Raw genomic sequence first — 12,679 nt, 5'->3', positions numbered from 1 at the left:
CTGAAAAACTCCGTACAATGGTTCGCCATGTGCAGAAGGATTCCAGTGCAAATCAAAAAAAGAGGAAAAGGGAATATGGGAAAACGCTTTTATAGCATTTGAAAAAAGCAAATAAAGAATACCTATCAATATTAATATGGTAAAATAGCCTGTCAATGTAAACAAGCGCTTCATAATCCAGTCAGCCAAAACTCTATGATTCATTATTTCTCAGTTTAGCGGTGATTAATCGAGTATCTACCGGATAAAATCCGCTCTCCTGAATAATTGAAGTTCCCACTTCTGAAAACTGATACAGTACAAATTCCAGTAGTTTACCCTGAGGTTTTTTGTTGGTATACTGTATTAAAGGACGTGTAATCGGATAAACTCCTGAAATAATTTTTCTTTATCTAAAGGCGAATAAGCAACGGAATGGGCATCTTTTTTTATGCTGATAACTTTGAGTCTTTCCATTACCTTTTCATTGATATAGCCTGAACTTACATAGCCAATACCATTTTTATCATCTTTGATAGCATCAACTATCTGAGCAGTACCGCTCATCCCAATCATGGATAAATCATACTCGTTCTTTACGATATTTTCTCTGAAATAGATATAAGTGCCGGAACTGCTTTGTCTGCCGTAGAGTGTAATTTTCTGATCGTTTCCGCCTAACTCTTTCCAGTTTTTCACAGCGCCTCTGTAGATATCGCTTAACTGATTTAATGTAAGACTGTCAACTCCATTATTCTCATTTACCACAATTGCCAAAGCATCCTGTGCAAAAATAATAGCATAAGGTTCTACCCCTCTCTGTCTGGCATAAAACAACTCTTCATCCGTAATTTCTCTTGAAGAATTTGCCAAATCTGTTTTTCCATTGATCAGGGCAGCGATTCCTGCTCCAGAACCCCCACCGGTTACACCAACTGAAACCAAACTATCCTGATCCATAAAACTTTCAGCAATTGCCTGAACGAGGTTTACTTCCGAATCTGAACCGCGTACTTTAATAGCTACATATTTACTTTCATTCGAAAAACAGGAAATCATGATGGTAACAGAAACCAGAATAAGAATTGTAAAATTCCGCAACATGATGCATTATTTAAATTAAAACAAAAATACCCTTCCCGTATTAAGAAATAGTTTCTTTAAAAACATCAAACGGTTAATTCCACAAAAAAAGCAGGCTAAAAAGCCTGCTTTCATGTATTTATTTTTAACAAATATATTATAGCAATGAACTTACTGCATCAACATATGTTTGTTTAGGAGCAACACCTACCTGGCGACCTACTACTTCTCCGTTCTGGAATATTAATACTGTAGGAATGTTACGTACACCGTATTTAGAAGCAAAATCCTGATTTGCATCAACATCTACTTTACCTACAACTACTTTACCAGCAAAGTCACCGCTTAATTCTTCAATAACCGGACCTAACATTTTACATGGACCACACCATTCTGCCCAAAAATCTACGATAACCGGTTTGTCTGATTTCAATACTACATCTTCAAATGTAGCATCTGTTATTTCTAATGCCATATCTTTTAATTTTTATTTTCCTATTATAACAAATGTACTAAATATTTTAAATGTGTCAAGCTCATCGTTATAAGTTTTCTCTATACATACGTTACTAAAAACTATTAATTTAAGCGGAATTGAACCTGAAGGCTCTCCAGTGCTTCTAACAATTCGGCTGAAATCTCAATGCGCGTATTCTTACTCGGCATTTCCAATACGTTCTTTTTCTGATAAACAAATTTGGGCAGCATAGCCTCTTCATTTATCGTATTCTCATCCAGTTCAATCGGATCAATATCCGTTTCTTCAAGAAAACGATTGACCATTTCATTCTCTATTTTCTGCTGAATTTTTTCCAATTCGTATATCTCAAATGTTACCGGCTTTGATCCTTTGTTTTCATCAAGCAGCATTCTTATTTTTTCTACCTGATGCGCTTTGAGCTCCTGAATATCGATCTGAATAATCAGTTTTTTTGCATAAGTAGGAATTACTTCATTCAGAAGTTTCAACTCTACAAACTGAATGCGCGGTTCGGTTTTTTCATTTGAATCTTTTTTAACGAATCCATCTTTAACAAAGAGCTTGAAATACACAAAGGTATTATTCAGTAAAAAGTGTCTGAATTTGAGGTATTCCTCATTAAACATCCTGAATTCCATACTGTCTTCATAGCCTTCAACTGTAAAGCTTGCCCAATCTTTCCTTTGGCAGAAGTTCTGAATTGTACGTTGGATACCATACCGCCAAACGTAACATTTCTTCCTACAAAAGGCGTCAGGTCTTTTAGCTGGCTCAATTTTACATTACAGAAGTATTTCATTTCAAATTTAAAATCATCCAAAGGATGCCCGGATATATAGATTCCAACCACTTCTTTTTCTTTGGCAAGTTTTTCCATAGTTGTCCATTCATCACAACTCGGTATTACAGGTTCCGGAATCTGCACTTCGCTTGCTTCTCCAAAAAGGCTTACCTGTGATGAATTTTCATTTTCCTGAAATTTAGCACCGTATTTCATGGCTTTTTCCAAAAAGGTTATAGCATCACCTTCCGTAAAAAAATATTGCGCACGGTGCGTTTCTTCAAAACAGTCAAATCCGCCTGCCAAGGCCAAATTTTCAAAAGCTTTTTTATTAGCGGCTCTTAAATCAATTCGTTTTGCCAGATCAAAAATAGATCTGTAAGGTCCTTGTTGCCGGTTTTCTACAATAGTTTGCACAGCACCTTCACCAACCCCTTTTATGGCTCCCATTCCAAAACGGATCGCATAATTTTCGTTTACTGTAAATTTATATACCGATTCATTGACATCAGGTCCTAAAACGGCCAATCCCATTCGTTGACACTCTTCCATAAAGAATGTTACCTGCTTTATATCATTCATATTATTGGACAATACAGCTGCCATGTATTCTGCCGGATAATGCGCCTTTAGATAGGCTGTCTGATACGCAACCCAGGCATAACAGGTGGAGTGCGATTTATTGAAAGCATACGAAGCAAAAGCTTCCCAATCTTTCCAAATTTTTTCAAGAATTTTTGGATCATGTCCTTTTTTAGCCGCCTGTTCCACAAACTGAGGCTTCATCTTATCAAGTACATCTTTCTGTTTTTTACCCATTGCCTTACGCAATACATCGGCTTCACCTTTTGTAAAGTCCGCAAGTTTTTGAGACAGTAGCATTACCTGTTCCTGATAAACCGTAATTCCGTAGGTTTCCTTTAAATACTCTTCACAGGCATCCAAATCGTAAGTAATAGGTTCTTCGCCATTCTTACGCCGTACGAAAGAAGGAATATATTCTAATGGCCCGGACGATACAGTGCATTCATCGCAATAAGATCACCAAAAACAGTAGGCTTCAGTTCGCGCATGTATTTTTGCATTCCGGGAGATTCGTATTGGAACACCCCCACAGTTTCTCCTCTTTGAAACAATTCGTATGTCTTCTGATCATCAATCGGAAAATTATCCGGATCAAGATCAATTCCCAATCGGTATTTTACAATTTTGCAGGTATCTTTGATCAGCGTTAAGGTTTTCAGACCTAAAAAGTCCATTTTCAATAAGCCGGCACTTTCTGCTACGGAGTTATCAAACTGAGTAACGTACAGGTCAGAATCTTTTGCTGTTGTTACCGGAACAAAGTTGGTAATATCATCAGGTGTAATGATTACTCCACAGGCATGAATACCTGTATTTCGCATCGATCCTTCGAGTACTTTTGCCTGCTGTATGGTTTCACCTGCCAGTGAATCGGTTTTTGCCAACTGTATCAGTTCAGCTACTCTTTCAAATTCATCACTCTTTACCGCTTGTTTTACTGCATTGAGCTCTTCAGAAATAAAGCGTGACAAATTCCATTTACTCGGCATCATTCCCGGAATAAGTTTGGCGATACGATCTGATTCTGCCAAAGGCAAATCTAAAACACGGGCTGTATCTCTGATGGCTGATTTGGTAGCCATTTTTCCATACGTAATGATTTGCGCTACCTGATTAGATCCGTATTTCTCAATCACATATTCCATTACACGTCCTCTTCCCTCGTCATCAAAATCGATATCAATATCGGGCATGGATACACGATCCGGATTTAAAAAACGCTCAAACAGCAGATCATACTCTATCGGATCAAGATTGGTAATCCCAAGGCAGTAAGCTACAGCAGATCCTGCCGCAGACCCCCTTCCGGGTCCCACGGAAACTCCCATAGTTCTTGCTGCTGCTATAAAATCCTGCACAATGAGGAAATATCCCGGGTAGCCGGTTTTTTCTATGGTAACCAACTCAAAATCCAAACGCTCCGTAATCTCGGGTGTTATTTCTTTGTATCTTTTCTTTGCACCTTCATATGTAAGGTATCGCAGATAGCTGTTCTCACCTCTTTTTCCTCCGTCTATCTCATCCTCTGCATGCTGAAATTCTGCAGGAATGTCAAATTTTGGCAGTAATACATCACGATATAAAGAATAAGGCTCTATCTGGTCTACTATCTCACTGATGTTGATAATAGCATCCGGAATATCTCTAAACAGGTTTTTCATTTCAGCTGTAGATTTGAAATAATATTCCTGATTAGGCATTCCGTATCGATATCCGCGTCCACGTCCGATAGGAGTTGCCTGTTTCTCTCCGTCTTTTACACATAAAAGAATATCATGCGCATTGGCATCTTCTTTTCTTGAATAATACGTATTATTGGTCGCTATTAGTTTTACGTTGTGCTTTCTCGCAAGAGCAATGAGTGTTTTGTTAACCCGGTCTTCATCTTCTTGTCCGTGCCGCATCACTTCTATATAGAAATCATTCTGAAATTCTTCTTTCCACCATAATAGTGCATCTTCCGCCTGCTTTTCCCCAATATTCAGAATTTTACCCGGTATTTCTCCCTGTAGTCCTCCTGACAAAACAATAAGATCTTCTTTGTATTTTTTTATTACCTCACGGTCTATACGGGGTACATAGTAAAATCCTTTGGTGTAAGCTATTGAAGCCATCTTGGCTAAATTGTGATATCCTTTTTTATTCTTAGCCAGAATCACCACCTGATAACCGTTGTCCTTTTTTGAACGATCGAGATGATTTTCACAAACATTAAACTCGCAACCGACAATAGGTTTCACAATGGTTTCGGTAGGTAATTCCCCGTTTTCAGTCAGTTCCTTATTTTTTGCCTCTGCTGCTTTGTTATGTGCCATAACAGCGTTCACAAATTGAAAAGCCCCCATCATATTTCCATGATCTGTCATCGCAACAGCCGGCATTTTTTCTTTTACGGCAAGAGTTACAAGATCTTTTATTCCAATAGTAGACTGTAAAACAGAAAATTGAGAGTGGTTGTGCAAATGGGCATAATTTGCAGCTTCAAAGGCGCGCATTATTTCTTCCGAAACAACCTCTATTTCTTCAGAAATTACACCTGCTTTTTCTAATTGGCGCTGAATCTCTTCAGAAGCTTTTTTAAGATTAATATGTTTTAATCCTATTAGCTGAAAAGGCTGCGGGTTTTGAGTTTTAAACTCTTCAAAATAATTTTCCGGCTGTTGCAGTTCTTCTTTTGTAAAAACTTCTTTACGGATGAGCTCCAAAAAACAACGTGTTGTAGCTTCAACATCGGCAGTAGCGTTATGTGCTTCACTAAAAGGTACTCCAAACAAATACGCATGCAGCTCAGTAAGTGTCGGTAGTTTATAACGACCTCCTCTACCTCCGGGCAGTTTCAACAACTCAGCTGTAACCTCGGTACAGGTATCCAGAACCGGCATCTGATCTAACGGTGATGGTGTAGACTTACGGTAAAACTCCGAGCCCATGATATTGACATCAAAACCGATGTTTTGCCCGACAATGAATTTTGACTTTTCCAAAGCTTTATTAAACTCCTCTAAAACAAATTGCAGACTCACACCTTTTTCTGTGGCCAGCAACGTCGATATACCGTGAATTCGTTCTGCATCAAAAGGAATGTCATATCCTTCCGGTTTTACCAGATAATCCTGATGTTCCACCAGATTCCCCATTTCATCATGCAATTGCCAGGCAATCTGCACACATCTCGGCCAGTTGTCCACATCCGTTATCGGAGCATTCCAACTCTTTGGTAATCCGGTAGTTTCTGTATCAAATATTAAGTACATAGGTAAATCAGAAAGTTTAAATTTATGATCGAAGTAAGATTCAAATTTACGACAAAAAAAAGAGCTGTTCAATACGAACAGCTCTTTTAAGATTTTTTATAAGAAATGCTTATTCCAAAACCGGAATTTCTGACGGCATTCCATTTGTAATTTCACTCATTTTTATACGAAAGAAAACCCCTTCATGTAAATAAACGCTTTTCATGGTATCGTTTGCGATATTTGTATTAGGAGCATCTACAACAAATCTACCGGATACAGTCCCCGGAACCTGTTTTGAAGCTTCATCAAATACCACATATCCTCCACCTAAATTGATTCCTGTTTTGAACCGTATAGTATCTTTTTCTATTACTCGTCTGAAAACGGCTACATTTTTATCATCAATCCCTAAATCATATCTTTTTCCGAAACCGTAATTCGGTATTCTAAGCAATAAAGATTCTGCACCGTTTGTTCCGTAAACTCTCAGAGTACCGTCTTTAACTTCAGCCACACTTGCATCTGCTCTCCAGAAATCATAGTTACTCAATGCCTGAAATGCGGGATCATTAAATTTCACATCATCTTCACAAGCTGCGAATGTTAGCGCAAGTGTTAAAAAAACTATTATTTTTTTCATATACGAATAAATCTTTATCTAAAACTCAAAAAACAAAAATAGACTTTTTTATCAATTCAACATTATTTTTTTTAATAAAATTTTAACTTTAACAACCCATCTTATTTACAGGCAGTTAGAAAGCAAAAAAAAGGCATAAAAATTTCGTAATTCCAAAAATATACGTAATTTTGCACACTTATTTAATAACAAAAAGGAGGTCGGGTACCTCCATTAAATCAATTGAGATTATGTCTGTAAAAATTAGATTACAAAGACACGGTAAAAAGGGGAAACCTTTTTATTGGGTTGTTGCTGCTGATGCACGTGCAAAAAGAGATGGTAAATTCTTAGAAAAAATCGGAACTTACAATCCAAACACTAACCCTGCAACAATCGATTTAAATATCGATGCTGCTACAAAATGGTTATCTAACGGAGCACAACCAACTGATACTGCAAAAGCAATTCTTTCTTACAAAGGTGCTTTATTGAAACACCACTTAAACGGAGGTGTTCGTAAAGGAGCTTTAACTCAGGAACAAGCTGATGAGAAATTTGCTAAGTGGGTTGAAGAAAAAGAAAACAAAGTATCTGCTAAAGCTACAGGATTAGCTGACAACAAAGCGGCTGCTAAAGCAAAAGCTTTGGAAGCTGAGAAAGAAGTGAACGCAAAAAGAGCTCAAGCTGCATTAGAAGCTAAAGCTGCTGCTGAAGCTCCTGCTGTTGAAGAAGAAGCTCCTGCTGCTGAAGAAAACACAGAAGAAACTGAAGCTTAATTTTTTCAGCGATTATAATGCATAAAAAAGATTGTTTCTATTTAGGTAAAGTCGCTAAAAAATTTAGTTTTAAAGGCGAAGTCCTCGTATATTTAGATACGGACGAGCCTGAAATTTATCAAAATCTGGAATCAGTGTTCGTTGAATTCAACGGACATCTGGTTCCATTTTTTATTCTCTCTGCCTCTATTCACAAAAACAACTTCCTCAGAGTTCAGTTTGAAGATATGTTTTCGGAAGAAGCAGCAGACCGCATCATCGGATGTGACGTATATCTTCCTTTACAGATGTTGCCAAAACTGGAAGGCGACAAATTTTACTTTCACGAAATTGTAGATTTCGAAGTTCAGGACAAACGGCTTGGCTATATCGGAAAAGTTGTAAGAGTCAACGATTCAAATGCTCAGGCACTTTTTGAAATTGACTTTAACGGCAAGGAAATCCTTGTCCCTATGATTGATGATTTCATTATCAAAGTTGATCGTAAAAACAAAACCCTACACTTAGATACTCCTAACGGATTAGTTGATTTATATATCAATTAAATAATTTTGTTAAAGCCAATATTAATATGGAAATTTGAAGTTCAAATCTTCAAATATGTTTTCATTTAAAAACTTCAGCATTCAACAGGATCGCTGTGCTATGAAAGTAGGCACTGACGGCGTTTTACTGGGTGCATGGACACCTCTGATCAATAACCCTTACACCATTTTAGATATTGGTTCCGGTACCGGCTTACTGGCACTCATGCTGGCACAACGCAGTCAGGCTGAACAAATTGATGCCCTGGAGATCGATGAAAATGCTTTTGAGCAGGGCGTAGAAAATTTTGAAAACAGTCCGTGGAATGACCGCCTGTTTGGTTATCATGCGGCTCTGGATGAATTTACAGAAGAAGTATTTGAAGAAGAATCTTATGATCTTATTGTTTCTAATCCGCCTTTTTATACTGAAAACTATTCGTCGGGAGATCAACAACGTGATTTAGCCCGGTTTGAACAAGCACTTCCCTTTGAAGAACTGGTGGAATGTACTGAAGCATTACTTTCTGAACATGGTATATTTTCTGTTATCATCCCCTTTAAGGAAGAAAAACGCCTTATTGCCATCTGTAAAGAATTTGAATTATATCCTTTAAAAATCACTCGCGTAAAAGGACATCCTGAAGCAGAAATTAAACGTTCACTGCTTGCCTTTACCCGTATGGAGCAGGAACCGGTTATTACTGAACTTACAATTGAAATAGAAAGACACCGATACACTCCTGAATATATTGAACTTACCAAAGATTTTTATACCAAAATGTAATGGGTTCTTTTTTTATTGAAACGCCCACAAGTTTCCGATACACTCACTACCCGAACTGATGATAAACAATTCGGGTATTTTTATTATACTCAGCAAAGAATGTTTTATTCAAAATCATTCAATAAGTTCCCGATACACTGAATATTAGGAACTGAAGATTGAAATTTTATACTTTTTTAAAAACGCTCTCCTACCTCATCATTTTTTTATTCTGTTGTTATGATCAGTTTCCATTTATATATCATAGCAACCCAAGATCTTTCCCTATTTTAATCTAAAAAACAACAATAAACAGAATATTTTTCTTTTTAAAGATGTTATAAAAACATTATTCAGAAAATATTTCTAAATAATATTTGATTATAGCTTTTATTTTTATAATCTTTGCATCTGTAATAAACAATCATCAAAATGAAAAATACCATAGAAATAATGAACAAAATGATGCAACTGAGGCTGCAGAGTATTTCTATGTAATTTTTTGAATCTGAAATTTTAGAAGTCTCTGCAAAAGCAGGGACTTTTTTGTTGGTAATACTGAAGAAAAATGAATGTAAAAAAAATCGATATCTCACCAGCCGAAATTAATCTTAGTTATGAAAAAACGTTTTCACTGACCTATCAGGTTTTTGGAAAAGAAATTGCTGCGGCACCTGTTATTCTGGTCAATCACGCATTGACAGGCAACAGTCTGGTAGCCGGAGTCAAAGGCTGGTGGAATCGGTTAATAGGAGAAGAAATCACTATTGATGTAAAGAAATATACCATCATTGCTTTTGATATCCCGGAAATGGTTTTGCTGAAAATGAAGCTTCAATCATTTCTGATTACAAAATAATAAGCACTCAGATAGTTGCACAACTTTTCTGGAAAGCCCTTGAAAAACTGGATATACACAGATTACACGCAGTCATCGGAGGGAGCATCGGAGGTGCCATTGCCTGGGAAATGGCTTTTATCAAACCACGGGCTATTGATCAGCTGCTTCCCATAGCGTGCAGCCATAAAGCTTCTGACTGGCTTATCGGCAATGTTCTGGTTCAGGATAACATTCTCAACCATTCTTCACATCCTGTTGAAGATGCCAGAAAACACGCTATGTTGCTGTACAGAACTCCGGAATCACTACGGGAAAAATTTCATTGTAATTTTCAGAAAGAAACCAATCTTTTTGAGATTGAAAGCTGGCTCAACTATCATGGAAACCAATTAAACAAACGCTTTTCCCTGGCTTCCTATAAACTGATGAATCATCTGCTAAAAACAATAGGCAATCATCATACAGAAGAGACTATTGACCATTTTATTGCAACCACAAACATGAAAATTCATATCATATCAATTGATTCTGATTATATGTTTCCAGCGGCTGAACAGTTTGAATTTTACCGGAATCTAAAAAAAAGATATAAAAACATCTGTTACAGCACGATAATGTCCATTCACGGACACGATGCTTTTCTTATAGAATACCAACAGTTACATACCTTACTAAACCAACATTTTAAAGAAGATGAAAATATTAAAATTCGGGGGTAAATCACTATCCTTTACCGGTGCTTTTGACCATGTCATTAGCATTATTAAAAACAGAGCTCAAAAAGAATCCATTGCTGTAGTTGTCTCTGCTTTCGGAGATACTACTGATGTTCTTGAAAAGATATTAGAGCAGGCAGCAAAGCAGGAAAATTTCACGCTCCTATTCGAAACTTTTAAAAAGCAACCTCAACATAAAGGGATTGACCTAACCCATGAGTTTGATTTTTTGCAAAAAATTTTTGAGGGTGTACACCTTTTAGGAGATTATAGCCTTAAAATCAAAGACAGTGTTCTCGCTCAGGGAGAACTGATTTCAGGAAAAATAGTTACCAAAAAACTTCAGGAGCAAGCGATCAATGCTGTTTTTACAGATAGCAGGTCACTGATTATAACAGATAATACTTTTGGAAATGCACAGCCTATTGCATCCGTTTCAAGACAAAAAACCATAGCGCATTTCAGCAGCTTAGACAAAGGAACAACTGCTGTGGTTACAGGTTTTATCGGAGCAACCCTTCATAATGAAACCACTACTCTGGGCAGAAATGGCAGCAACTATTCCGCGGCTTTACTGGCGAATTATCTTGAGGCTGAAGAATTACAGAATTATACGCATGTTGACGGCATTTTTACAGCCAATCCGGATTGGGTAAGTGATGCTCAGAAAATAGAACGTCTGCATTTTAACGAAGCCAACGAACTTGCCAATTTCGGAGCTTCCATATTGCACGCCAAAACAATTGTACCGCTTATCGAAAAAAACATTCCGTTGCGCATTCTCAATACTTTTAAACCAGAGGAAAACGGAACTCTTATTTCTTCTGAGCCTACTCTTTCGGGCATTAAATCATTGTCTGTACTCGCAGATGTAGCGCTTATCAACTTTGAAGGCAGAGGTCTTTTGGGTAAAGCCGGTGTAGATGCACGAATATTTACCGCCCTTTCAGAAAAAAACATCAGTGTCAGCGTGATTTCACAAGGTTCTTCAGAAAGAGGACTTGGATTTATTGTAGAAAAAGGACGGGCTACCGAAGCCGTTCTCGCTTTAGAAAAGGAATTCGAAACGGATTTTTATACGCGTGATGTCAACCATATCTCTATTGATGATGAAGTAGCCGTTATCTCTATTATCGGACAGGATCTCAGTACTTTTCACAAGCCCTATAATGCTTTGATTCAAAATAAGATCATTCCGATTTTGTTTAATAATACGGTTACCGGAAGAAATGTAAGTATTGTTGTAAAAAAAGAAGCAACCAAAAAAGCATTGAATGTGATTCACGGGCAAATTTTTGGTGTTTCAAAAAAAATAAATCTCGCCATCTTCGGCCATGGTTCCGTTGGGGGCACACTGATTGATCAGATACTTCAAAACACTGAAAACATTGAAACCAAGAAACAGTTGAAACTCGTTGTTTTTGCCATTGCCAATTCCCGAAACCTCCTGTTAAACAAACAAAAGAAAACATTTATTTATCGCATTCACGATGAACCGGATCAGGACAAATTATTTAACCTGCAATCGGTCATCAATAAATTTGGTTACAGTATTAATTTTAAATCAAAAGATACCATCTCCAAATCGCTGAATGAACTGCTTACTAATGTTTCCGGCAAAAAGGAACAAAACATGGTAGATACCCTTACCATTCGAAGCATGAGCAAAGCAGCCTATTCTACTGAAAACATTGGCCATTACGGATTGGCATTCGATTATTATTCGCATTTTACCTCACCGATCAGACGTTATCCGGATGTTATTGCCCATCGTCTGCTGCAACATTATCTTGACGGAGGTGCTACCATAAGTCAGGAAGAACTGGAAGAAAAAGCAGTTCATTGTTCACAAATGGAAAATCTGGCAGCAAATGCAGAAAGGGACAGTATCAAATACATGCAGGTAAAATTCATGCAAGATCACAAAGATGAAGAATTTTTAGGGGTTATTTCGGGAGTTACCGAATGGGGAATATATGTGGAAATTGTTGAAAATAAATGTGAAGGAATGGTGCGTATTCGCGATATCAAAGATGATTATTATACGTTTGATGATACACAATATGCTCTTGTAGGAGAAGTAAGTAAAAACATTCTGCAACTGGGAGATGAGGTAATTGTAAAAGTTAAAAATGCCGATCTGGTAAAAAAACAATTAGATTTCACTTTAATAAAACAGGTAAAAGAATAACACATGAAGAAATTTTATATAGCGGTATTATTGATGTGCATTAGCTTTTGTAATGCACAAGTGGTAAAAAATGTAGGTGATTTTACAGAAATAAAATC

General features: G+C 37.1%; 10 protein-coding genes and 1 pseudogene. 6 read left to right on the top strand and 5 right to left on the bottom strand.

Annotated elements, in window-relative coordinates; translation table 11 throughout:
* The 5 genes and pseudogenes from QW060_RS19780 to QW060_RS19760 all read right to left on the bottom strand — a co-directional run.
* The coding region (locus QW060_RS19780; protein WP_290364994.1) for a hypothetical protein at positions 1-204 on the bottom strand (204 nt) is incomplete at its 3' end.
* Between the two features lie 141 nt (positions 205-345).
* A complete protein-coding gene (locus QW060_RS19775; RefSeq protein ID WP_290364993.1) occupies positions 346-1,083 on the bottom strand; it encodes a PstS family phosphate ABC transporter substrate-binding protein in 738 nt (245 codons plus the stop codon).
* Positions 1,084-1,219: 136 nt separating this feature from the next.
* Positions 1,220-1,537, bottom strand: coding sequence for a thioredoxin (gene trxA / locus QW060_RS19770; RefSeq protein WP_290364222.1), 318 nt, complete (start codon positions 1,535-1,537; stop codon positions 1,220-1,222).
* Between the two features lie 104 nt (positions 1,538-1,641).
* Positions 1,642-6,163, bottom strand: a pseudogene (gene dnaE / locus QW060_RS19765) (DNA polymerase III subunit alpha).
* 109 nt (positions 6,164-6,272) lie between these two features.
* Positions 6,273-6,785 (bottom strand): DUF6252 family protein, encoded by a 513-nt coding sequence (locus QW060_RS19760; RefSeq protein WP_290364224.1) that lies wholly within the window; start codon positions 6,783-6,785, stop codon positions 6,273-6,275.
* A gap of 230 nt (positions 6,786-7,015) precedes the next feature.
* Here QW060_RS19760 and QW060_RS19755 point away from each other — a divergent pair, with 230 nt between their 5' ends.
* The 6 genes from QW060_RS19755 (at position 7,016) to QW060_RS19730 (ending at position 12,581) form a co-directional block, all read left to right on the top strand.
* Entirely contained in the window at positions 7,016-7,543 is a 528-nt protein-coding gene (locus tag QW060_RS19755) for a 30S ribosomal protein S16 (protein WP_290364777.1), read from the top strand.
* 17 nt (positions 7,544-7,560) lie between these two features.
* A complete protein-coding gene (gene rimM, locus QW060_RS19750; RefSeq protein ID WP_290364225.1) occupies positions 7,561-8,088 on the top strand; it encodes a ribosome maturation factor RimM in 528 nt (175 codons plus the stop codon).
* A gap of 55 nt (positions 8,089-8,143) precedes the next feature.
* A complete protein-coding gene (locus QW060_RS19745) occupies positions 8,144-8,854 on the top strand; it encodes a tRNA1(Val) (adenine(37)-N6)-methyltransferase (RefSeq protein WP_290364226.1) in 711 nt (236 codons plus the stop codon).
* Between the two features lie 547 nt (positions 8,855-9,401).
* Positions 9,402-9,692: a hypothetical protein gene (locus tag QW060_RS19740; protein ID WP_290364992.1), complete on the top strand. Its 291-nt coding sequence runs from the start codon at positions 9,402-9,404 to the stop codon at positions 9,690-9,692.
* Positions 9,693-9,802: 110 nt separating this feature from the next.
* Positions 9,803-10,393 carry a homoserine O-acetyltransferase family protein gene (locus QW060_RS19735; protein WP_290364991.1) on the top strand — a complete coding sequence of 197 codons (591 nt, stop codon included), beginning with the start codon at positions 9,803-9,805 and terminating at the stop codon, positions 10,391-10,393.
* On the top strand, positions 10,368-12,581 hold the full coding sequence (locus QW060_RS19730) for an aspartate kinase (protein WP_290364990.1): 2,214 nt from the start codon (positions 10,368-10,370) through the stop codon (positions 12,579-12,581). Before QW060_RS19735 ends, QW060_RS19730 begins: the two co-directional genes overlap by 26 nt.
* Positions 12,582-12,679 lie beyond the last annotated feature (98 nt).

It is taken from the genome of Paenimyroides ceti, from assembly GCF_030409925.1.
The sequence above is the reverse complement of the archived record's forward strand: the minus strand, read 5'-3'. Positions and strand labels throughout refer to the sequence as shown.